At 61.8% G+C, this 22,128-nt stretch carries 20 protein-coding genes; 17 read left to right on the top strand and 3 right to left on the bottom strand.

All coding sequences use genetic code 11. The annotated features are described in order from the left end of the window. Window positions 1-306 precede the first annotated feature (306 nt). The 17 genes from PMI16_RS11025 (at window position 307) to prmC (ending at window position 16,405) form a co-directional block, all read left to right on the top strand. Window positions 307-1,338, top strand: coding sequence for an ABC transporter substrate-binding protein (locus tag PMI16_RS11025; RefSeq protein WP_007879465.1), 1,032 nt, complete (start codon window positions 307-309; stop codon window positions 1,336-1,338). Between the two features lie 29 nt (window positions 1,339-1,367). Further along, complete coding sequence (locus PMI16_RS11020; RefSeq protein WP_034380092.1) at window positions 1,368-2,153, top strand: ABC transporter ATP-binding protein; 786 nt, start codon at window positions 1,368-1,370, stop codon at window positions 2,151-2,153. A gap of 12 nt (window positions 2,154-2,165) precedes the next feature. After that, the gene (locus PMI16_RS11015) at window positions 2,166-2,957 is read left to right on the top strand and encodes an ABC transporter permease (protein WP_007879459.1); all 792 of its coding nucleotides are present in this window, start codon (window positions 2,166-2,168) and stop codon (window positions 2,955-2,957) included. 78 nt (window positions 2,958-3,035) lie between these two features. Beyond that, complete coding sequence (locus tag PMI16_RS11010; protein WP_007879457.1) at window positions 3,036-4,631, top strand: ABC transporter ATP-binding protein; 1,596 nt, start codon at window positions 3,036-3,038, stop codon at window positions 4,629-4,631. Continuing rightward, window positions 4,624-5,712 (top strand): ABC transporter permease, encoded by a 1,089-nt coding sequence (locus PMI16_RS11005; protein WP_007879456.1) that lies wholly within the window; start codon window positions 4,624-4,626, stop codon window positions 5,710-5,712. The genes PMI16_RS11010 and PMI16_RS11005 overlap by 8 nt, the downstream gene beginning before the upstream one ends. A gap of 5 nt (window positions 5,713-5,717) precedes the next feature. Next, window positions 5,718-6,638 carry an ABC transporter permease gene (locus PMI16_RS11000; protein WP_007879453.1) on the top strand — a complete coding sequence of 307 codons (921 nt, stop codon included), beginning with the start codon at window positions 5,718-5,720 and terminating at the stop codon, window positions 6,636-6,638. A gap of 109 nt (window positions 6,639-6,747) precedes the next feature. Beyond that, a complete protein-coding gene (locus PMI16_RS10995) occupies window positions 6,748-7,887 on the top strand; it encodes a BMP family ABC transporter substrate-binding protein (RefSeq protein ID WP_007879450.1) in 1,140 nt (379 codons plus the stop codon). 128 nt (window positions 7,888-8,015) lie between these two features. Then, window positions 8,016-8,417: a hypothetical protein gene (locus PMI16_RS10990; protein WP_007879449.1), complete on the top strand. Its 402-nt coding sequence runs from the start codon at window positions 8,016-8,018 to the stop codon at window positions 8,415-8,417. Window positions 8,418-8,572: 155 nt separating this feature from the next. After that, the gene (gene minC / locus PMI16_RS10985; RefSeq protein ID WP_034380086.1) at window positions 8,573-9,382 is read left to right on the top strand and encodes a septum site-determining protein MinC; all 810 of its coding nucleotides are present in this window, start codon (window positions 8,573-8,575) and stop codon (window positions 9,380-9,382) included. A 50-nt stretch (window positions 9,383-9,432) separates the two neighbouring features. Further along, the gene (gene minD, locus PMI16_RS10980) at window positions 9,433-10,248 is read left to right on the top strand and encodes a septum site-determining protein MinD (RefSeq protein ID WP_007879447.1); all 816 of its coding nucleotides are present in this window, start codon (window positions 9,433-9,435) and stop codon (window positions 10,246-10,248) included. 1 nt (window position 10,249) lies between these two features. Beyond that, window positions 10,250-10,516 (top strand): cell division topological specificity factor MinE, encoded by a 267-nt coding sequence (minE, locus tag PMI16_RS10975; RefSeq protein WP_007879446.1) that lies wholly within the window; start codon window positions 10,250-10,252, stop codon window positions 10,514-10,516. A 95-nt stretch (window positions 10,517-10,611) separates the two neighbouring features. Next, window positions 10,612-11,313, top strand: coding sequence for a response regulator transcription factor (locus PMI16_RS10970; protein ID WP_007879444.1), 702 nt, complete (start codon window positions 10,612-10,614; stop codon window positions 11,311-11,313). A 6-nt stretch (window positions 11,314-11,319) separates the two neighbouring features. Next, a complete protein-coding gene (locus PMI16_RS10965) occupies window positions 11,320-12,279 on the top strand; it encodes an alpha/beta fold hydrolase (protein WP_007879441.1) in 960 nt (319 codons plus the stop codon). A gap of 112 nt (window positions 12,280-12,391) precedes the next feature. After that, window positions 12,392-13,693: a glutamyl-tRNA reductase gene (gene hemA, locus PMI16_RS10960; protein ID WP_007879439.1), complete on the top strand. Its 1,302-nt coding sequence runs from the start codon at window positions 12,392-12,394 to the stop codon at window positions 13,691-13,693. 101 nt (window positions 13,694-13,794) lie between these two features. Next, on the top strand, window positions 13,795-14,877 hold the full coding sequence (gene prfA, locus PMI16_RS10955) for a peptide chain release factor 1 (RefSeq protein ID WP_034379993.1): 1,083 nt from the start codon (window positions 13,795-13,797) through the stop codon (window positions 14,875-14,877). Window positions 14,878-15,054: 177 nt separating this feature from the next. Then, window positions 15,055-15,525: a disulfide bond formation protein B gene (locus PMI16_RS10950; protein WP_007879437.1), complete on the top strand. Its 471-nt coding sequence runs from the start codon at window positions 15,055-15,057 to the stop codon at window positions 15,523-15,525. A gap of 28 nt (window positions 15,526-15,553) precedes the next feature. Then, on the top strand, window positions 15,554-16,405 hold the full coding sequence (prmC, locus tag PMI16_RS10945) for a peptide chain release factor N(5)-glutamine methyltransferase (RefSeq protein WP_007879436.1): 852 nt from the start codon (window positions 15,554-15,556) through the stop codon (window positions 16,403-16,405). A 157-nt stretch (window positions 16,406-16,562) separates the two neighbouring features. On the opposite strand, the gene PMI16_RS10940 is transcribed toward prmC, so the two are convergent. From PMI16_RS10940 to PMI16_RS10930, 3 genes are all read right to left on the bottom strand, one after another. Then, window positions 16,563-20,159 (bottom strand): indolepyruvate ferredoxin oxidoreductase family protein, encoded by a 3,597-nt coding sequence (locus tag PMI16_RS10940; RefSeq protein ID WP_007879435.1) that lies wholly within the window; start codon window positions 20,157-20,159, stop codon window positions 16,563-16,565. Window positions 20,160-20,422: 263 nt separating this feature from the next. Continuing rightward, window positions 20,423-21,313 (bottom strand): phenylalanine 4-monooxygenase, encoded by an 891-nt coding sequence (gene phhA / locus PMI16_RS10935; RefSeq protein WP_007879434.1) that lies wholly within the window; start codon window positions 21,311-21,313, stop codon window positions 20,423-20,425. Between the two features lie 111 nt (window positions 21,314-21,424). Beyond that, a complete protein-coding gene (locus PMI16_RS10930) occupies window positions 21,425-22,123 on the bottom strand; it encodes a GNAT family N-acetyltransferase (protein ID WP_007879433.1) in 699 nt (232 codons plus the stop codon). Window positions 22,124-22,128 lie beyond the last annotated feature (5 nt).

Raw genomic sequence — 22,128 nt, 5'->3', positions numbered from 1 at the left:
AATCGCTGCTAGACGGGTGCATCAAAGCACCAAATTGTTGCAAAATATTTTTTATATTGTCGACAAAACAGAGCCTCCCAAAAAGTCGACAACGACGACGCTTTTTCTCCCCTGCCCAGCCGCCCCGGCAAAACCGCCTCCAACCGGCAGCCAGGACACGTCACGCGTTCTTGGCACAGTAAATGCTTTTCACAACACGTTGTTTGCAAGAACCGGTTCACAAAATACGGCCGCATTGGCGACAGCATCAGGGACGGCGCCAGGCCGGTCGAACACGGATCAATGAATTAAAAAAGGAAGCCAACCATGCACGCAAAGAAACTCTTCAAGTACACCGCCGCCTTGCTGCTCGGCGCCGCCTGCGCATCTGCCTTCGCGCAAGAGACCAAAATCAAGTTCCAGCTCGACTGGCGCTTTGAAGGTCCGTCCGCGCTGTTCCTGGTGGCGAAATCCAAGGGTTATTTTGCGCAGGAGAAACTGGACGTCGTCATCGACGCCGGCAGCGGCTCGGGCAATGCGGTCAATCGCGTGGCTTCCGGCACCTACGACATGGGTTTTGCCGACATGGCCGCGCTGATGGAATTCACCGCCAACAATCCGAGCTCGCCGGGCAAGCCGATGGCCGTGATGATGGTCTACAACGACACGCCGGCGGCCATCTTCTCGCTCAAGAAAACCGGCATCAAGACGCCGGCCGACCTGGTCGGCAAGAAGCTGGGGTCGCCGGTGTTCGACGCCGGCCGCCGCGGCTACCCGATCTTCGCCAAGGCCAACGGCCTGGACGCGTCCAAAGCCAACTGGATCAGCATGGATCCGCCGCTGCGTGAAACCATGCTGGCGCGCGGCGACGTCGACGCCATCACCGGCTTCTATTTCACCTCGCTGCTGAACTTGAATGCGCGCGGCATCAAGGACGCCGACATCAACATCATGATGTACCCGGACTACGGCGTGAAGCTCTACGGCAACGCCATCATCGCCAACGAGAGCCTGATGAAGACCAATCCGGAGGCGCTCAAGGGCTTCCTGCGCGCCTTCGCCAAGGCGACCAAAGACGTGCTGGCCAATCCCGAAGCCGCCATCAAGGTGCTCAAGGAACGCGACGGCCTGATCGACGAGAAGCTGGAACTGCGCCGCCTCAAGCTGGCCATCTCCAGCGCCATCGCCACGCCGCATGCCAAGGCGGAAGGCTACGGCCAGGTGTTCCTGCCGCGCCTGACGCTGATGGCGTCGCAAGTGTCGGATGCCTACGGCACCAAGACGCGCGTCAATGCGGAGAAGATCTGGACCGCCGCTTACCTGCCGTCCAAAGAAGCGCTCAACGTTTTCGGGAAATGATGTTGCAAGCTGAAGCCATCGAAACAATCGTGAACGATACCTTCGTTGATTTTCGTCGCGTCTTTCTGTCCTACGACGGTTCCGACGAGTTCGCGGTGGAAGACATCTCCCTGCAAACCAGGCAGGGCGAGTTCATCGCCATCGTCGGCCCGTCCGGCTGCGGCAAATCGACCTTCATGAAACTGGCGACCGGCCTCAAGCGCCCGACCCGCGGCAGCGTCGCCATCGCCGGCGCCGAGGTCACCGGTCCGCTGAAGTTCGTCGGCATGGCCTTCCAGGCGCCGACCTTGCTGCCGTGGCGGACCACGCTCGACAACGTCCTGCTGCCGCTGGAGATCGTCGAGCCGTACCGCAACGACTTCAAGAAGAACAAGGCGCAGTACACGGAACGCGCGCTCAAGCTGTTGAAAACCGTCGGCCTCGACGGATACGCCGACAAGTTTCCGTGGGAGCTGTCGGGTGGCATGCAGCAGCGCGCCTCGATCTGCCGCGCGCTGATCCATGAGCCGAAGATGCTGTTGCTGGACGAACCGTTCGGCGCGCTCGACGCCTTCACGCGCGAAGAACTGTGGTGCGTGCTGCGCGACCTGTGGACCGAACGCAAATTCAACGTGATCCTGGTCACGCACGATCTGCGCGAAGCCGCCTTCCTCGCCGACACCATTTATGTGATGAGCAAGCGGCCCGGCCGCATCGTGGCGCGCAAGGAAAATCCGCTGCCGCGTCCGCGCGAACTTGAACTCACTTACACCGATCCCTTCAACGCCCTGGTGCACGAGTTGCGCGAGCATATCGGCCGCGTCAGAAATACTTGAGCCGAGGCGCACATGAAAAAACCTTCTTCATTGAACAAAGCCGCGCGCACGCTGGCGCCCTGGATACTGCTGCTGGCGATCCTGGTGATCTGGCAGTTCCTCTGCAGCGTGCTGGAAGTCTCCGAATTCATCTTCCCGAGCCCGATGGCGATCATCGAGGCCATGATTGAATTCGCCGGCCCGATTGCGCATCACGCCATCAGCACCTTCTGGGTCACCATGGTGGGCTTCGCCATCGCGGTGGCGGTGGGCGTGTCGCTGGGCTTCCTGATCGGCTCGTCGCCGCTGCTGTACGCCGCCGCCTACCCGCTGATGACGGCGTTCAACGCGCTGCCCAAGGCCGCCTTCGTGCCGGTGCTGGTGGTGTGGTTCGGCATCGGCGCCGGGCCGGCGATCCTGACGGCCTTCCTGATTTCCTTCTTCCCGATCATGGTCAACATCGCCACCGGCCTGGCCACGCTGGAACCGGAGCTGGAAGACGTGCTGCGCGTGCTCGGCGCCAAACGCATGGACATCCTGCTCAAGGTCGGCATGCCGCGCTCGCTGCCGTATTTCTTCGCCTCGCTGAAGGTTGCCATCACGCTGGCTTTCGTCGGTTCCACCGTGTCGGAGATGAACGCCTCCAACGAAGGCATCGGCTACCTGCTGGTGTCCGCCGGCTCGTCCATGAAGATGCCGCTGGCCTTTGCCGGCCTGGTCGTCATCGGCGCCATGGCGATGGCGATGTACGAGTTGTTTGCGATCATCGAAAAACGCACGACGCGTTGGGCGCATCGGGGTAACCACGGTGGCGGCAACAAGTGATCATTTTCCTGATTGTCGACAATGTGGCTATGGTAAATTCCGCAGATCATTTGAATAACGTAAAGACCGCCTGCGCGCATGAGCGCGCCGGTCTCTGAAGGGGAATCCGTGACAGCACCATCTTCCCGCCTGCACATAGCGCACATCCGCAAGGCCTATCCCGGCGTGCTGGCCAACGACGACATCAATCTGAGCGTCGCGCCCGGCGAGATCCATGCCGTGCTCGGCGAGAACGGCGCCGGCAAATCGACGCTGATGAAGATCATCTTCGGCACCGTCAAACCCGACGCCGGCGAGATATACTGGAACGGCGAACTGGTGCATATCGCCAATCCGCACATCGCGCGCAAGCTCGGCATCGCCATGGTGTTCCAGCACTTCTCGCTGTTCGACACGCTGACCGTGGCCGAAAACATCGCGCTGGGCCTGGAGTCGGATACCGACATGCAGGACCTGGTCGCGCGCATCCGCCAGACCGGTGAAAAATACGGCCTGGAGCTGGAGCCGAATCGCCACGTCCACACGCTGTCGGTGGGCGAACGCCAGCGCGTGGAAATCGTGCGCGCGCTGCTGACCAATCCGCAACTGTTGATCCTCGACGAACCGACTTCGGTGCTGACGCCGCAGGCGGTCGAGAAGCTTTTCGTCACGCTGCGCAAGCTGGCCGACGAAGGTTGCAGCATTCTCTACATCAGCCACAAGCTCGACGAGATCCGCGCGCTGTGCCACAGCGCCACCGTGATGCGCGGCGGCCGCGTGACCGGCAACTGCGATCCGCGCAACGAAACCAGCGCCGGCCTGTCGCGCATGATGATCGGCGAAGAGCTGGTGCGCCTGCGCCGCGAACGGAATCCGCAACATTCCGGCATGCAACGCAACGAGCGCAAGCTGCACGTCAATCGCCTGTGTCTGCCGAAGGCGCATCTGTTCGCCACGGAATTGAAAGACATCGAATGCGAAGTGCGCGCCGGCGAGATCGTCGGCATCGCCGGCGTCTCCGGCAACGGCCAGCAGGAATTGCTGGCGGCGCTGTCCGGCGAAGACCAGCGCGCCGCGCCCAACATGATCATGCTGGCCGGCAGCGCCGTCGGTCATCTGGCGCCCAATCCGCGCCGCGCGAAAGGCCTCGGCCTGGTGCCGGAAGAACGCCTCGGCCGCGGCGCCGTGCCGACGCTGAGCCTGTCGGCCAACATGCTGCTGTCGCATCAGAAGGTACCGTACGTGAAGCACGGCATGATCGATTTCGGCTACACGCGCAAGATCGCGGCCTCCATCATCGAACGCTTCAAGGTCAAGGCCAGCGGTCCCGATGCGTTGGCGAAAAGTCTGTCCGGCGGCAACCTGCAAAAATTCATCGTCGGCCGCGAGATGGAGCGCAAACCCAGCGTCTTCATCGTCGCGCAACCGACCTGGGGCGTCGACGTCGGCGCCGCCGCGCAAATCCACGCCGAAATCCTGGCGCTCAAACAGGAAGGCTGTGCGGTACTGGTGATCTCCGAAGAACTCGACGAATTGTTCGCCCTGTGCGATCGCCTGCATGTGATTGCCAAGGGACAGTTGTCGCCCTCCATCCCGATCGAACAAGCCACGCGCGAACAGGTCGGTTTGTGGATGAGCGGATTGTGGCATGACGAAACGCCGGATGCTGGTGCATCGGAGGCTGCCCATGTTTAAGAGTCTTCCCTTCCGTCTCGAGCTGCGCGGCACGCCGTCGCGCCGCATGACGTATCTGTCGCCGGTGATCGCGATCATCCTGACGCTGTTGCTCGGCGCCTTGCTGTTCATGGCGCTGGGCAAGGATCCGGTTGCGGGACTGAAAGTCTTCCTGGTCGATCCGTTCAGCAGCAAGCGCGCCATCAGTGAATTGTTGTTGAAATCGATCCCGCTGATCCTGTGCGCGCTCGGTCTTGCCGTGTGCTTCCGCGCCAGCATCTGGAACATCGGCGCCGAAGGCCAGTTCACCGTCGGCGCTTTGTGCGCGGGCGCGATGCTGGTGTGGATCGACGTGCCGGATCACGCCGTCTCCGGCGGCGTCGGCCTGATCCTGATGATCGTGGCCGGCGTAATCGGCGGCGCGTTCTGGGCCAGCATCACGGCGCTCTTGCGCGACAAGTTCAACGCCAATGAAATCCTGGTGTCGCTGATGCTGACTTACGTGGCGCAGCTGTTGCTGATGTACGCCGTCAACGGTCCGTTGAAGGATCCGAACGGCATGAATTTCCCGCAATCGAAAGTGTTTTCCAGCGAGTTCATGCTGCCGATGCTGATGAGCGGCACGCGGCTGCATGTCGGTTTTGTGGTCACCATCGTCGCGGCGATCGTGATGGCGGTATTCATGATGCGCAGCTTCCGCGGCTTCTCGCTGATGGTCGGCGGCGTGGCGCCGCATGCCGCGCGCTACGCAGGTTTTTCCAGCCGCAACGCCTTGTGGGTGTCGCTGCTGATTTCGGGCGGCTTCGCCGGCCTGGCCGGTGCATTTGAAATCGCCGGACCGATCGGCCAGTTGTTGCCGTCGGTGTCGCCGGGCTACGGCTTCGCGGCGATCATCGTGGCCTTCATCGGCCGCCTGCATCCGGTCGGCGCGGTATTCGGCGGACTGATCATGTCGCTGCTGTATCTGGGCGGCGAGCTGGCGCAATCTCGCCTCGGCCTGCCGTCGGCGATCACGGGCGTGTTCCAGGGCATGTTGCTGTTCCTGCTGCTGGCTTGCGATACGCTGATCGACTATCGCCTGCGCTGGAAACAAAAAGGATAAGCACAATGGACCAACTCGCTCCTCTCATCGCAGCCTCGATCAATGCCGGCACCCCGTTGCTGCTGGCGGCCATGGGCCTGCTCATCAACGAACGCGCCGGCGTGCTCAACCTCGGCGCCGAGGGCATGATGCTGGTCGCGGCGATTGCCGGTTTCGCGGTCGGCTACACCACCAAAAGCCCGCTGCTGGGTTTCTTCGCGGGCGCGATCTGCGGCATGCTGATGGCGACGCTGTTCTCGTGGCTGGCGTTGATCCTCGCGACCAACCAGGTGGCGACCGGACTGGCGCTGTCGATCTTCGGCACCGGCTTGTCGGCTTTCATCGGCCAGCGTTTCGTCGGCCTGGCGCTGCCGTCGCAAAGTTCCGGCATTCCCGGCCTGAACAGCATTCCGTTTGTCGGCCCGGCCTTCTTCAACCAGCACTGGATGAGCTATGTGGCGCTGCTGCTGTGCGCGTCGATTGCGTGGTTCCTGTACCGCACGCGCGCCGGCCTGATCCTGCGCGCGGTCGGCGAGTCGCCGGAGTCGGCGCATGCGCTGGGCTATTCGGTGCGCGGCATCCGTTTCATCGCGCTGCTGTTCGGCGGCGCCTGCTGCGGCCTGGCGGGCGCCTATCTGTCGCTGGTCTATACCCCGATGTGGGTCGAAGGCCTGGTGTCCGGTCGCGGCTGGATCGCGCTGGCGCTGACGGCGTTCGCCACCTGGCGCCCGGCACGCGTCTTGCTGGGTTCCCTGCTGTTCGGCGGCGTGACGATTCTGCAGTTCTATCTGCAAGGCATCGGCGTCACGATTCCGTCGCAGATTTTGTCGATGCTGCCGTATGTCGCCACCATCGTGGTGCTGGCGCTGATCTCGCGCAATCCGGACTGGATCCGCCTGAACATGCCGGCCTCGCTGGGCAAGCCGTTCCGCCCGGGAGCATCCTGAGTTTGTAGTTCTTGCGCAGTTTTTTATGTAGTTCGATTGATGTTTTGATTTTGCTGTCTTGCTGTTTTGCTTTTATTTACCAACAACGCTTAAGTCCAGGGAGAAACTAATGAAAATTTCGCGCAGAGCCTCGATTGCGATGCTCGCCACCATCGCCGCAGCCTCGTTGATCGGCTGTGGCAAGAAAGAAGAACCGGCACCGGCCGCCGCGCCTGCTGCTGCAGCCGCTCCTGCGCCCAAGGCAGACCCGCTGAAGGTCGCTTTCGTCTACATCGGACCGGTGGGCGACGCCGGCTGGACTTTCGCGCATGACAACGGCCGCAAGGCGGTCGAAGCCAAGTTCGGCGACAAGGTCAAGACCACTTTCGTCGAAAACGTCCCTGAATCGGCCGCCGACGCCGAGCGCGTGATGCGCCAGCTGGCGACCGACGGCAACAAGCTGATCTTCGGCACCACCTTCGGTTACATGGAAGCGATGCTGAAAGTCGCCAAGGAATTCCCGGACGTCAAATTCGAACACGCCACCGGCTTCAAGACCGCCGACAATCTGGCGCAATACGACGTGCGTACTTATGAAGGCGCTTACCTGGCAGGCGTGGTCGCCGGCAAGATGAGCAAGTCCGGCAAGCTGGGCGTGGTCGCCTCGGTGCCGATTCCTGAAGTGATCCGCAACATCGACGCCTTCACCCTGGGCGCGCGTTCGATCAATCCGAAGGCCACCACCCGCGTGGTCTGGGTCAACAAGTGGTTCGATCCGGGCAAGGAACGTGAAGCCGCCACCACGCTGATCGGCCAGGGCGTCGACGTGCTGATGCAAAACACCGACTCCGCCGCCGTCGTCCAGACCGCGCAGGAAAAAGGCGTCTACGCATTCGGCTGGGACAGCGACATGACCAGCTTCGGCCCGAAGGCGCATCTGGCGGCATCGATGATCAACTGGGGCGTGTACTACACGGCGCGCGTGCAAGCCGTGCTGGATGGCTCGTGGAAGACCGGCAGCACCTGGATCGGCCTGAAAGAAGGCGGCATCGACCTGGGCGGCTTCAATCCTGAACTGCCGGCCGACGTGAAGACACTGGTCGAAGAACGCAAGAAGGGCATCGCCGACGGTTCGGCGCCGATCTGGAAGGGTCCGATCAAGGACAATACCGGCAAGGAACAAGTCGCCAAGGATGCCGTGGCTGACGACGGCTTCCTGCACGGCGTGAAGTTCTACGTCGAAGGCGTGGAAGGCAAGGTACCGGGCTGATCGTACTATCCGCCTGGCTTGCCAATGTAGCAATCTGCCGGAGACATCGCTGTCTCCGGCATTTTTTTGTCCGCTCGCTTCACTTCTTCAGGCCGCATAATAGACTCCTTGCCTACGGAGACCTGACCATGCCCAAGCCTCTTCCCACCCGCCTTCTCCACGTCACCATCGAGCGCCGCCTGCAGGACGTCTACGACTTTCTTGCCGATCCCGCCAACATGCCGCAATGGGCCTCCGGGCTTGGCAAAGGCATTGAACAAATCGATGGAAAGTGGCTCGCCGATACGCCGGAAGGCAAACTGGAAGTCCGTTTTGCGCCAGCCAACGATGTCGGCGTGCTCGATCATGAGGTAGTGACGACCTCGGGAGAAAGCGTATTCATCCCCATGCGCGTGGTTGCCAACGGCGACGGTTGCGAGCTGACCTTCATCCTGTTCCGCCAACCGGGCATGAGCGATGACAAATTCAACGAGGACACCGCCTGGGTGACGCGCGACCTGGAGACGCTCAAAACCTTGCTGGAAGCCTGAAATTGCCGCTCGGCTGACTGCCCGGCTGACTGTATAATGCCAAACCAATACAGGCTGGCAGCACGTTTGCCGGCGCAAGACGGTTTGAGATGACTCCCCCGAACGCAATGAACCTGACCGTTTTCCCGCAGGAAAACGCAGGCACTGAACAATTTATGCAAAAAGCTCGTAAACCGATCGAAATCAAGATATCCACGGTGGTCGCCATTTCCGCGATCCTGCATGAAACCGATCCGGCAGCGCTGGACAAAGCGCTCAAGGACATGACCGGCGGCGTGTCCGACTTCTTTGAAGACGAATTCGCCGTGCTCGACATCGGCGCCCTCGACACCGGGGCTGCCGGCATCGACTGGACCGCGCTGGTGGCCTTGTTCAAACGCTATCGCCTCAATGCGGTCGCCGTACGCAACGCGCCGGAAGAACTGCACGCCGAAATCGCCGCGCAAGGACTCTCCATCGACGGCGGTGCGCCGCGTCCGCAGCAACCCGACGCCGCCGCCGAGGCAGAAGCAGCGCCCCAGCCGGCCCCGGTTGCAGCGCCTGCTCAACCGGCACAGACAACGCAAGCAATACAGGCAACACAGGCAACACAGGCAGCACCGGTTGCACAAGTAACACCGGCCGCAGCCACGATGATCATCGACACGCCGGTACGCGCCGGCCAGCGCATTTATGCGCGCGGCGCCGATCTGGTGATCATGGCGGCGGTCAACAACGGCGCCGAGATCATCGCCGACGGCAGCATCCACGTCTACGCCCCTTTGCGCGGCCGCGCACTGGCCGGCGCCAGCGGCAATACCGGCGCGCGCATCTTCGCCGCGAGCCTGGAAGCGGAACTGGTATCGATTGCCGGCGTCTACCGTACCTTTGAGAACGGACATCCGCCCGAACTGGCGCAAAAACAGGTGCAGGTGCGCCTGACCGGCGACCGCATCGACGTGTTGCCGATCAATACCAGCAAATAATTTAGTATTCGAACAATCAAATCTGAATCTGATCTTCTAAGGAGTCTTTTGTGGCAAAAATCATCGTTGTGACATCCGGTAAAGGCGGCGTCGGCAAAACGACGTCGAGCGCCAGTTTCGCATCGGGTCTGGCTCTGCGCGGACACAAGACCGTGGTCATCGACTTCGACGTCGGCCTGCGCAACCTCGACCTGATCATGGGCTGCGAACGCCGCGTGGTGTACGACCTGATCAATGTCGTCAACCAGGAAGCAACGCTGAACCAGGCGCTGATCAAGGACAAGCACTGCGACAACCTGTTCATCCTGCCGGCTTCGCAAACCCGCGACAAGGACGCGCTGTCGGAAGAAGGCGTGGAACGCGTGCTGGGCGACCTGCAAAAGATGGACTTCGAATACATCATCTGCGATTCGCCGGCCGGCATCGAACACGGCGCCGTGATGGCGCTGACCTTCGCCGACGAAGCGATCATCGTGACCAATCCGGAAGTGTCCTCGGTGCGCGATTCCGACCGCATCCTCGGCATCATCCAGGCCAAGTCGCGCCGCGCCCTGAGCGGCGGCGAGCCGGTCAAGGAACACCTGCTGATCACCCGCTATTCGCCCAAGCGCGTCGAAGCCGGCGAAATGCTGTCCTACACCGACGTGCAGGAAATCCTGCGCATTCCGCTGATCGGCATCATTCCTGAATCGGAGTCCGTGCTGCACGCGTCCAACCAGGGCAATCCTGCGATCCACCTGAAAGAGACCGACGTTTCCGAGGCTTATCAGGATCTGGTCAGCCGTTTCCTCGGCGAAGACTTGCCGCTGCGCTTTACCAGCTACGAAAAGCCGGGCCTGCTCCAGCGTATTTTCGGAGGTAAATGACATGGCTTTGCTTTCCTTCCTGTTTCCGCCCAAGGCGAAGAGCGCCACGGCTGCCAAGGAACGCCTGCAGATCATCATCGCGCGCGAACGCGGCGGCCGCCAGGGCCAGGGATACGACTTCCTGCCGGCCTTGCACAAGGAGCTGATCGAGGTCATTTCCAAATACACCAAGGTCAACGCCGACGACATCAAGATCTCGCTGGATCGCCAGGGCAACCTGGAGGTGCTGGACGTGAACGTGGTGTTGCCGGACTCCGACGCGGCTTAAACATTCTGCCCATTACCATTGCGCCGGACTCGATCCGGCGCAATGCTTTCCGGGTCTGTACTTTGCTCATTCGGGAAACGCCTCTCCAGCGCGCCATGCACATCGCCGTCTTCAGCAACTCCGCCGCCGACATCGCCCTGATCGCACGCAGCCTGCCCGCGCACGATTGCCTCGGCGTGCAGCAGCGCGCCGACCTGCGCCGTGCGCATCCGCAATTGCTGATCGTGGATGTGGCCAGCGCCGGTGCGCATCTGGCGGACATCTTGCAGATGGCGAAGACGCCCGCCATCCCGGTGTTGCTGCTGGCGACGGATAGCGCAGCCGACCTGGCGGCGTTGACGACGTTGCCCGCAGAACCTGCCGACGAACGCCTGATCGATAGCGAATTCAAACCGCTGCGACGCAACGCGGTCGCAGCGCGCGTCAAACTCCTGCTGCAACGCTCCTATCCGGACCATAGCGAAAAACAGGTGCAACAATTCGGCGACTATATCTTCGAGTCGCCCGCACATGTCGTCGCCCACGCCGGCATCCATACAACGCTGACGCAAAAAGAATTTGCGCTCGCCGTTTTACTGTTCGGCAACCTGGGCCGACCGCTGTCGCGTGCGTATTTGCAGGAAAGCGTCTGGGGCCCGGAAGATGAAACCGAATTGCCGACCCGCACCATCGACACCCATATCTCGCGCGTGCGCAACAAGCTGGACTTGAAGCCGGAAAAGGGTTTCCGCCTGACGACGGTATACGGTTACGGCTATCAGCTGGAGCGGCTGGCGACGCCGGTTACAAGGAAGTAAGCACCCATGCCGGGATCCCGCACCGACTATTTCCTGACGCGCCTGTCGGCATCGCTGGCGCATGTTCCCATGGCGCCCGCGAACCTGAAGTACGTCGAGACCGCTGCGGGACGCGTGCACGTGTTCGACTCGGCAAACGAACCCGGCAATGACAACACGCCCACCGATTGTCCCTGCATCGTCTTCACTCCCGACGGCCCCAATGTCGTGGCCCATTACCGGCGTCTCATCGCTCTGCTGACACCGCATTTCCGGGTGGTGTGCTTTGACATGCCCGGTTTCGGCTTTTCGCTGCCGGCGGCAAGCTACGGACATGGCCTGGAACAGGGAGCGCGCGCCGTGCTCGCCGTTCTCGACCAGCTCGGCATCGCGCGGGCGACGCTGGCCTTCAGTTGCGCCAACGGCTTGTACGCCATCCGGGCGGCGCAACTGGCGCCGGCGCGCATCGCCAGCCTGATGCTGTCGCAAACGCCGTCGCTGCCGGCCATGCAGGCCTGGGCTTACCGCATGATTCCACGGCCGCTGCGCCTTCCGGTTGCGGGTCAGTTCATCACCTGGCTGGCGCGCCGCAAGCTGGCGCAACTCTGGCATCGCAGCGCCCTGCCGGCACAGACCGATGCGAGGCCGTTCCAGCAACTGACGCGGCAATCCTTCGACGCCGGCGGTTGTTTTTGTCTCGCGGGAGTCGTGCAAGGTCTGCTGCGTGAAACCGCTCTCACAGACATCCCGGCCCCGCTCGCGATTCCCTGCACCCTGATCTGGGGAGAACAAGACCGCTCGCATCGGGTAACGCCGCCTGAATCGCTGCGGGAATACCTGCCGCAACTGGATATCCGGCGCTTCGCCGATTGCGGGCATTTTCCCGATCTGGAGCAGCCGGAACGATACGTGCAGGAAATAATTGCCCATATGGCAAAAATTGCTGCAGACCCTCAGCCCCGGCCTTGCGCCGACATCGTTCGATAGTCTGCGCATATAGTCATTATTGATACAGTTCAAAACCCCTTTACGTGCAGCGGGTATAATAGGGAGTTGATATTTCTCCATTTTTTACGCTGTCTAGCCCCGTAAACACGCCATGCACCTGCTTGCCGTCGGACTGAACCACACCACCGCGCCGGTTTCCCTGCGCGAGAAGGTTGCGTTCCCGGCTGACCAGATCGGTCAGGCGGTGGCTTCGGCGCGTGCGTGGTTCGGTCGTGCCGATCTGGCGTCCAATCTGGCGCAGACCGGCGAAGCGGCGATCCTCTCGACCTGCAACCGCACCGAACTGTACGCCGCCAACACGGCCTCACATGGAGGCGTCGACGACGCCATCGACAGCACGGCGCATTTCCTGGCCGACTATCACAAGCTTTCTTACGCCGACCTGCGCCCCTTCCTGTATGCCTTGCCGCAAGACAACGCCGTACGCCATGCCTTCCGCGTCGCCTCCGGGCTCGATTCGATGGTGCTGGGCGAACCGCAGATCCTCGGCCAGATGAAAGACGCAGTGCGCCAGGCCGATGCCGCCGGCGGACTCGGCACCTATCTGCACCAGTTGTTCCAGCGCAGCTTCGCGGTCGCCAAGGAAGTGCGCAGCACGACCGAAATCGGCGCGCACAGCGTATCGATGGCTGCTGCTGCCGTACGCTTGTCGCAACGAATTTTCGACTCCATCTCGGGCCAGAACGTGCTGTTCATCGGCGCCGGTGAAATGATCGAGCTGTGCGCCACCCACTTCGCCGCGCAAAACCCGAAATCGCTGACCGTCGCCAACCGCACGCTGGAGCGCGGCGAAACGCTGGCGCATCGTTTCAACGGCTCGGCCTTGCGCCTGGCCGATCTGCCGACGCAATTGTCGAAGTTCGACATCGTGGTGTCCTGCACCGCGTCGTCGCTGCCGATCATCGGCCTCGGCCTGGTCGAGCGCGCCGTCAAGGCCCGCCGCCACAAACCGATCTTCATGGTCGACCTGGCCGTGCCGCGCGACATCGAATCCGAAGTCGGCCGTCTGGACGACGTCTTCCTGTACACCGTCGACGATCTGGCATCGGTCGTGCAAAGCGGCGTCGAAAATCGCCAAGCCGCCGTCGCGCAAGCCGAAGCCATCATCGAAACCCGCGTGCAATCCTTCATGCACTGGATCGACAGCCGCGCCGTCGTGCCGGTGATCCAGGATCTGCACGACGCCGGCGAATCGCTGCGCCTGGCCGAGCTGGAACGCGCGCGCAAGCTGCTGGCCAAGGGCGAAGACATCGATGCCGTGCTCGACGCACTGTCCAAAGGCCTCACCGCCAAATTCCTGCACGGCCCGCAACAGGCCCTGCATCACGCGCAAGGCGACGAGCGCACCCAACTGGTCCAGCTGCTGCCGCAGCTGTTCCGCACCAAGCGTTAGCGACTTCATTCGTACGCCGTGATCCTGGCGATCGCCGGCTCTCGTCTGCCCATGTTTTCAGCGGGCATCGCATCACCCCCTCTTCAACGTAAAGTAAGCCCATGAAACCATCCATGCTCGCCAAACTCGACCAGCTCGCCGAACGGCTGGAAGAACTCAACAATCTGCTGATGCAGGAAGACGCGACGTCCGACATGGACAACTACCGCAAGATGACGCGCGAGCACGCAGAACTCGGCCCGCTGGTGGCGCTGTACCATACCTATTCGCAAGCGGCGAACGACATCGCGACGGCGCAGGAACTGCTGTCGGATCCCGACATGAAAGAGTTCGCGCAAGAGGAAATCAACGGCGCCAAGGCGCGCATGGAAGCGCTCGAAGGCGACCTGCAAAAAATGCTGCTGCCGAAAGATCCCAACGACGAGCGCAACATCTTCCTGGAAATCCGCGCCGGCACCGGCGGCGACGAATCGGCGCTGTTCGCCGGCGACCTGCTGCGCATGTACACGCGCTTTGCCGAGCGCAATCGCTGGCAGGTGGAAATGATGTCGGCATCCGAATCGGAAATCGGCGGCTACAAGGAAGTCATCGTGCGCATCGCCGGCTTCGGCGCCTACTCGCGCCTGAAGTTCGAATCGGGCGGCCACCGCGTGCAGCGCGTGCCGGCCACCGAAACCCAGGGCCGCATCCATACCTCGGCCTGTACCGTCGCGGTGATGCCGGAAGCCGATGAAGTCGAAGACGTCGACATCAATCCGGCCGACATCCGCATCGACACCTATCGCGCCTCGGGCGCGGGCGGCCAGCACATCAACAAGACCGACTCGGCGGTGCGCATCACCCACATGCCGACCGGCATCGTGGTGGAATGCCAGGACGACCGCAGCCAGCACAAGAACAAGGCCTCGGCGCTGAAAGTGCTGGCGGCGCGCATCAAGGACGTGCAACTGCGCGAACAGCAATCCAAGGAAGCCGCCACGCGCAAATCGCTGATCGGCTCGGGCGACCGCAGCGAGCGCATCCGCACCTACAATTTCCCGCAGGGACGCATGACGGATCACCGCATCAACCTGACGCTGTACAAGCTGGACTTCATCATGGACGGCGATCTGGAAGAATTGACCAATGCCCTGATCACGGAACACCAGGCGGAGCTGCTGGCACAACTGGGCGACGACGAATAAGAGATTGTGCCGCCCCGACTGAGCGTGCGTGCAATTGTTCCGCGGAAACGACCAGTAACCCGGCATTGTCACGGCCTGTGGCACAATGCAGCAGCGCCGGAACCAATTGCACGAAGGCCTCTCTGAGGTACAGCTTCAAGTGCAGCCACCTTCGAACAACATCAAAATTAAACGCTCATGAAATCGTCCAAATCCCTGTTTCTGTCAGTCGCCCTTCTGTGCATCGCCTTGCTCGGCGCCGCCCTTTATCTCCAGATCGTCGAAGAAATGATGCCGTGTCCGTTGTGCATCATCCAGCGTTACATCTTCGTGGCCATCGCCATCATCTGCATCATCTTCGCCTTCCTGCCGCCGGGTTCCGCCAAACCTGGCGCCGGCCTGGGTATGCTGGCTGCGCTGGGCGGCATCGCCACTGCCGGCTGGCATCTGTGGGTGCAGGCGCATCCGGGCACTTCCTGCGGTATCGACCCGCTCGAAACTTCCCTGAACACCATCCCGACCGCCAACCTGTTCCCGACGCTGTTCAAGGCTGACGGCCTGTGCGCGACGCCGTACCCTTTCCTCGGCCTGTCGATTCCGCAATGGTCGCTGATCTGGTTCGCCATCATCGCCATCCTGCTGGCGCGTCGCGTCTTCAAGCGCGGTTGATTCGCGGTTAATCCGCAGTTAAGCTTTCATGAGCGATTTTCCGGACATCCCGCCAGGCATCAGCCTGGCCGACGTGCTGCGTGGCGCGCCGCTCGACACCCTGGAAAATCGCATCCTGATCGGCCATGCGCTGCAACTGACGCGCATCCAGCTGATCACGCAATCCGAACGCCTGCTCACGGCGACAGAAGCGGAGCAATTGACCGCGCTGTTTCGCCGCCGCCTGCAAGGCGAGCCGATTGCCTACATCGTCGGCGAGCGCGAATTCTTCGGCCTCGCCATGCAGGTCACGCCGGATGTCCTGATCCCTCGTCCCGATACCGAATTGCTGGTGGAGCTGGCGCTGGAACGCCTGCCGCAACAGTGCAAGGCGCTCGACATGGGTACCGGTTCCGGCGCCATCGCGGTTGCCATTGCGCACACGCGGCCGGATGTTGCCATGACGGCGCTGGATGTCAGTGAAGGCGCTTTGAAAGTTGCGGCTAGCAATGCACATCGGCATGGCGCGAAGGTGACTTTCCTGCGCAGCGACTGGTACGCGGCGCTCGGCGAAACGCCTCAGCCCTGGCTCGATCTGATCGTTTCCAATCCACCCTACATCGTCGCCGGCGACGCACATTTGTCGCAAGGCGATTTGCGCTTCGAGCCGATCGGTGCGCTGACGGATCATGCCGACGGTTTGTCGGCTTTGCGCATCATCGTTGACGGCGCGGCGACTTATCTGAAACCGGATGGCTGGTTGTTGATGGAACACGGGTACGATCAAGCGGAAGCCGTTCGCACATTACTGGCGCAGCGCGGTTTCAGCGAAGTGCAAAGCTGGCGCGATCTCGCGGGGATCGAACGCGTCAGCGGCGGCAAGTGCCCCCGCGCTTCGTAACAAATCTCACGCCCGAAAATAAAAACACCGTCGTCCTGACGAAAGTCAGGACCCAGCGGCGTTCGTCGCATCCAATAAAATCCATTGAACGCTGTACGACACTGGGCCCCAGCATTCGCTGGGACGACGGTGAGCGTTAATGCTATTTGCAGGACTATCAGGCAGCCTGCTTCCCACCTTCCGGCACATGCGGCTTCTGCCCGGCGTCAAACATCCGCAGCAAATCCGCTTCCTTCTGCTTCGCAGCTTTCAGATGACGATCCTTGACGTGACCGTAACCGCGAATCTCTTCAGGAATGCGCGCAATCGCCACGGCCTGTGCAAGATTGTCGGCACTGAGCTTGCTCAGCAATCCACTGACCGTCTTGCAGTAGTCGCCGATCAGCGCGCGCTCCTGCTTGCGCTCGTCCGTGTAGCCGAACACGTCCAGCGGCGTGTTGCGCAGGAAACGCAGCTTCGCCAGCACGCCGAAGGCGCGCATCATCCATGGACCGTATTCCTTCTTGATGAGATGACCATTGCTGTCGTGCTTGGCCAGCAACGGCGGCGCCAGATGGAATTTCAGCTGGTAGTCGCCCTCGAACATGCCGGCGATTTTTTCGCGGAAAGCCGGCGCGGTGTAGAGACGTGCAACCTCATACTCGTCCTTGTAGGCCATCAGCTTGAACAGGTAAGTCGCGACCGCCGTGCTGAGCTTCATCGCCTTGGCCGGTTCGCCCAGGGCAGATTCCGCACGACGCACTTGCTCGACGAAATCGCTGTACTGACGCGCATAGGCGGCGTTCTGATATTGCGTCAGGAAGTCGACGCGCCTGGTCAGCACCTCCTCCAGCGACGGTGGACGCTTGAAGTCGATCACTTGCGCGGTCATGCCGTTGCGGCGCGCAGCCAGCGCCACGGCATCCGCATCATGCGCGGCGGCGCGACCCCAACCGAAGGCCTGCTTGTTGAAATCAACCGACAAGGCGTTCAGTTCGATGGCCTTGAGAATCGCGCCTTCCGACAACGGCACCCAGCCGCGTTGCCAGGCGTAGCCGAGCATGAACATGTTGGTCGCGATCGCGTCGCCCATCAACGCGGTAGCGATGTTGCCGGCGTCGATCAAGGCCACGCGATCCTTGCCGCAGGCGCTCTGGATGCTGCCCTCGGCAGACACCGTCGGGAACTGCCAGTCCGGATTGCGCACGAAGGCCGCCGTCGGCATCTGCGTCGAATTGACCGCCGCGTGCGTGCGCCCTTCGCCCATGCGCGACAAGGCGTCGCGACTGGCCGTGACGATCACGTCGCAACCGATCACCAGGTCCGCAGCGCCGGTGCCGACGCGGGTGGAATACAGATCGTCGGCATGATCGGACAAGCGCACGTGCGACATCACCGGTCCGCCTTTTTGCGCGAGGCCGCTCATGTCGAGCACCGAGCAAGCCTTGCCTTCGACGTGCGCCGCCATCGCCAGGATCTGGCCGATGGTGATCACGCCGGTGCCGCCGATGCCGGTGACGACGATGCCGTAGCTGTCGCCCATGGCCGGCAATTGCGGCTCGGGCAACACCGGCCCTTGCGCAGCGGCTTCGGTCTTTTCCACGGCGACGCGTTTGGCTTTTTTCAGTTTGCCGCCTTCCACCGTGACGAAGCTCGGGCAGAAGCCGTTCACGCAGGAATAGTCCTTGTTGCAGGACGATTGATTGATCTGGCGCTTGCGGCCGAATTCGGTCTCCAGCGGCTCCACCGACAGGCAGTTGGATTGCACGCTGCAGTCGCCGCAACCTTCGCACACCGCTTCATTGATGACGGCGCGCTTGGCCGGATCGGGATAGGCGTCGCGTTTGCGGCGACGGCGCTTTTCCGAGGCGCAGGTCTGGTCGTAGATCATGGCGGACACGCCCGGCACTTCGCGCAGTTCGCGCTGGACGGCATCGAGTTCGCTGCGATGGCGGATCGTCACGCCCTCTGCCCACGGCGTACCGGCAGGATATTTGTCCGGCTCGTCGGTGACGACGATGATGGGGCGCACGTTTTCCGCTGCAAGCTGGCGCGAGATCATGGCCGGATCGAGCGGGCCGTCAAACTCTTGTCCGCCGGTCATCGCGACCGCATCGTTGTACAGAATCTTGTAGGTCATGTTGACCTTGCCCGCCACCGCCGCGCGCACCGCCAGCAAACCCGAATGGAAATAGGTGCCATCGCCGAGATTGGAGAACACGTGCTTCTCGCTGGTGAACGGCGCCTGCCCGACCCAAGTCACGCCCTCGCCTCCCATGTGCGAAAAGATCGAGGACTCGCGGTCCATCCAGGTCACCATGTAATGGCAACCGATGCCGGCCAGCGCGCGGCTGCCGTCGGGCAGTTTGGTCGAAGTATTGTGCGGACAGCCCGAGCAGAAATGCGGAATGCGGTCCTTGTTGGGATCGGGCCTGGTGCTGACGTTGAGCGTGGCTTCCTTGGCTTCGAGGAAGGCGATGCGCGCCTTGACGCGCTGTTCGATAGGATGGCCGGCGTAGTACTTGGAAATGCGCGTGGCGATGGCGCGCGCGATCTGCGCCGGGCTCAGTTCATAGGTCGCCGGCAGCAGCCAGTTGCCATGGCCCTGGCTCGGCGAGCCGCTCCATTCGCCGGTGTCGTCGAACTTGCCGACCACGCGCGGACGGACGTCGTCGCGCCAGTTGTAGAGTTCTTCCTTGATCTGGTATTCGAGGATCTGGCGCTTCTCTTCGACCACCAGGATTTCATCGAGACCTTGCGCGAACTCGCGCACGCCTTCGGCTTCCAGCGGCCAGGTCATGCCGATCTTGTAGAGACGGATGCCGATGTCGCGCGCAACTTGTTCGTCGATGCCGAGATCGTAGAGCGCCTGGCGCGTGTCGAGGTAGGACTTGCCGGCGGTGACGATGCCGATGCGCGCATGCGGGCTGTCCCAGATGATCTGGTTGAGTTTGTTGACGCGGGCGTAGGCCAGTGCGGCGTACCATTTGTAGACGTTCATCCGCGTTTCTTGCTCGAGCACGGTGTCGGGCTGGCGGATGTTGACGCCGCCCGGCGGCAGTTCGAAATCGGTGGGAATGATCGGTTGCACGCGTTGTGAATCGATCATCACCGACATGCCGGATTCGACGATGTCGGTCACGCATTTCATCGACACCCACAAGCCGGTATAACGACTCATGGCCCAGCCGTGCAGGCCGTAGTCGAGATACTCCTGCACCGACGACGGATACAGCACCGGGATGCCGCAGGCTTTCAGGATGTGTTCGCTCTGATGCGCGGTGGTGGACGATTTGGCGGCATGGTCGTCGCCGGCGATCACCAGCACGCCGCCATGCCGGGAAGTGCCCGCCATGTTGGCATGCTTGAAGACGTCGCCGCAGCGGTCCACGCCGGGGCCTTTGCCGTACCACAGCGAGAACACGCCGTCGTATTGCGCCCCCGGGAACAGGTTGACCTGCTGCGTGCCCCACACGGCGGTGGCGGCCAGGTCTTCGTTCATGCCGGGATGGAATTTGACGTGCGCGGCATCGAGGTATTTTTTCGCCTTGGCGGCGGTCTGGTCGACCGTGCCCAGCGGCGAACCGCGATAGCCGGTGACGTAACCGGCGGTGTTCAATCCGGCCTGGAGGTCGCATTGCCGCTGCAGCATCGGCAGCCGTATCAATGCCTGTATGCCGGTCATGAAAACCCGGCCACGCTCCAGCGTGTATTTGTCGTCGAGGGAAATGTCATCCAGCAACAGGCGTTGACTGGAAGGTAGGGGTGCGTTCATGCGCTTGTCTCCGTGCCAAAAATCGTGTCTTTGTTTGCACATGGATCTGTTCAAGATCCTGCTTAAAACGCTTCCGCCTTGTGGGCGAATGGTTTCGTTCTTTTGATGGGGCTACAGTAGCACAAGCGGCTTATTGCCGCTACGCACGGCGCAACACGCCGGGAGCCCGGCTGAGGGTGAAACTGACTGAGCGCTGACGGCATGAAAAAAGCCCCTGTTTTTCATGCAGGGGCTTGATGACTTGGCAAGGAGACAAGGCCTGGTCAGCCGACCAGAAAGTTGTGCTCTCCCGGCAACAAGGTATTGGCCGGCAGCGCATCCTGCGCTTTCAATTGTTCGTACAGCGCGGTGAAATCCGGCGCCGTGTCGTCGAACAGTTGCTGGAAGTCGCGGATGACGAAGTAGGTTTCCTGGTACGAGTCGATCTTGTACAGGGTGCGCATGACGCGCTCGAGCTGGAACGGGATGCGGTTCGGTTGCTGGTTCTGCCCTGAACCGCGCAGGGAATACTCGACCTCGCCGCCCGACGACAGGATGCCCGCGCCGTAGATGCGCAAGCCCTCGGGACTCTGGATCAGGCCGAACTCGATCGTGTACCAGTACAGGCGCGCCAGGAAAGCCAGACCGTCGAGCTTGAGCGCCTTGAGGCCGCCCTTGCCGTACTCTTGCAAATGCTCGGCGAAGATGGGATTGAACAGCAGCGGCACATGGCCGAAGAAATCATGGAACACGTCGGGCTCGACGATGTAGTCGAACTCGTGTTCTTCGCGCAGCCAGACCGTCACCGGGAAACGGCGATTGGCCAGATGCTCGAAGAAGGTATGATCCGGCACCAGTCCCGGCACCGCGACCAGTTGCCAGCCGGTGGCCTTGTACAGCGCCTCGGTGGTGCGGTCGAATTGCGGGATGCCTTGCGAGACGTCGAGCGCCTTGATGCTGTCGAGGAAGACGTCGCAGGCGCGGCCGGGAATCAGCTTGGCCTGGCGCTCGTACAGACGCCGCCACAGCGCGTGTTGTTCAGGTGTGTAGCCGGCCCAGTTCTGGGCCACGACGTAGTTCTTGTCGGCGTGCGTGTAATCGCCGCGCAATGCCCCGCTGTCGGATTTTGTCGCGACGCTGGCAAAGAAATCGTCGGTTGAGACGGTGGTTTCCATGGAAATGATTATTGAGATATGTTGATAGCCGCGTTGATAACCGTATTATGCGCCTTCTGACCGGTTTGCATCCAACCCTGGCATGGATCTCTGATCCGGATCAAGCCGGGCTCAGGATTTGGGCTTGCCGATGCCGGTGACCTTGCCCACCCATTTGAACAGCGCGCGCATGTTGGCCTTGACGATGTAATCGATCATGGCGACCTGCTCTTCCATCGCCTCCTGGAAGACCGTGACGGAGTTGGCGGGCTGGAGTTTGAGATAGGCGTCGGCCTCGCCATAGTCGCGATGGATTTCCATGCCGGCCTTGCGGGCGATATGCATCATGACTTTGTTGGACGACAGGCAATGCATGTACAAGGTGTCGACGTCGGCGTTGCGGCAACGCATGGCGCCGCGCTCGAACAACTTGGTGCCCACGCCCATGCCGCGCGCCGCCGCCGATACCGAGACGCCGAATTCGGCCACCTTCGCCTTGATGGTGGCGCCGGAGACGCGTGAGGTTTCGCGTGGCGCAAAGGCCAGATGGCCGACGCCCAGCAGACGCAGCTTGCGATCGTAGACGCCAAAAATGGTGTCGCGCGCGAAGTCGATTTTTTCCACGTAACTTGTCACCAGTTCGTCGGACAGTTTGGTGCCGAAACGCAACAGCCGGTCTTTTTCTTCGAGCGCCAGAAAATGCCGCAGCAGATGTCGGCGCGAACGCGGCGACAGCTCCTTGACGAGGATCAGCGGTTTGTCCGAAGCCTCGATGATGAGGCGCTTCAGACTCTCCAGTCGGGTGCGCAGTTGCGTGGTGAGTTTTGACATGGACG

The organism is Herbaspirillum sp. CF444, assembly GCF_000282135.1.
Taxonomy (GTDB): domain Bacteria; phylum Pseudomonadota; class Gammaproteobacteria; order Burkholderiales; family Burkholderiaceae_D; genus Herbaspirillum.
This window is presented reverse-complemented; position numbering and strand designations above follow the sequence as displayed.

Bases quoted from the DNA above. Each gene is read 5' to 3' on its own strand.
- minC (WP_034380086.1), top strand. From the start codon at position 8,573: ATGCAAAAAGCTCGTAAACCGATCGAAATCAAGATATCCACGGTGGTC.
- phhA (WP_007879434.1), bottom strand. From the start codon at position 21,313: ATGGAAACCACCGTCTCAACCGACGATTTCTTTGCCAGCGTCGCGACA.
- prmC (WP_007879436.1), top strand. From the start codon at position 15,554: ATGAGCGATTTTCCGGACATCCCGCCAGGCATCAGCCTGGCCGACGTG.
- PMI16_RS11025 (WP_007879465.1), top strand. From the start codon at position 307: ATGCACGCAAAGAAACTCTTCAAGTACACCGCCGCCTTGCTGCTCGGC.
- PMI16_RS10940 (WP_007879435.1), bottom strand. From the start codon at position 20,159: ATGAACGCACCCCTACCTTCCAGTCAACGCCTGTTGCTGGATGACATT.
- PMI16_RS11010 (WP_007879457.1), top strand. From the start codon at position 3,036: ATGAGCGCGCCGGTCTCTGAAGGGGAATCCGTGACAGCACCATCTTCC.
- minE (WP_007879446.1), top strand. From the start codon at position 10,250: ATGGCTTTGCTTTCCTTCCTGTTTCCGCCCAAGGCGAAGAGCGCCACG.
- prfA (WP_034379993.1), top strand. From the start codon at position 13,795: ATGAAACCATCCATGCTCGCCAAACTCGACCAGCTCGCCGAACGGCTG.
- PMI16_RS10970 (WP_007879444.1), top strand. From the start codon at position 10,612: ATGCACATCGCCGTCTTCAGCAACTCCGCCGCCGACATCGCCCTGATC.
- PMI16_RS11015 (WP_007879459.1), top strand. From the start codon at position 2,166: ATGAAAAAACCTTCTTCATTGAACAAAGCCGCGCGCACGCTGGCGCCC.
- PMI16_RS10930 (WP_007879433.1), bottom strand. From the start codon at position 22,123: ATGTCAAAACTCACCACGCAACTGCGCACCCGACTGGAGAGTCTGAAG.
- PMI16_RS11000 (WP_007879453.1), top strand. From the start codon at position 5,718: ATGGACCAACTCGCTCCTCTCATCGCAGCCTCGATCAATGCCGGCACC.
- hemA (WP_007879439.1), top strand. From the start codon at position 12,392: ATGCACCTGCTTGCCGTCGGACTGAACCACACCACCGCGCCGGTTTCC.
- PMI16_RS10990 (WP_007879449.1), top strand. From the start codon at position 8,016: ATGCCCAAGCCTCTTCCCACCCGCCTTCTCCACGTCACCATCGAGCGC.
- PMI16_RS10995 (WP_007879450.1), top strand. From the start codon at position 6,748: ATGAAAATTTCGCGCAGAGCCTCGATTGCGATGCTCGCCACCATCGCC.
- PMI16_RS10950 (WP_007879437.1), top strand. From the start codon at position 15,055: ATGAAATCGTCCAAATCCCTGTTTCTGTCAGTCGCCCTTCTGTGCATC.
- PMI16_RS10965 (WP_007879441.1), top strand. From the start codon at position 11,320: ATGCCGGGATCCCGCACCGACTATTTCCTGACGCGCCTGTCGGCATCG.
- PMI16_RS11005 (WP_007879456.1), top strand. From the start codon at position 4,624: ATGTTTAAGAGTCTTCCCTTCCGTCTCGAGCTGCGCGGCACGCCGTCG.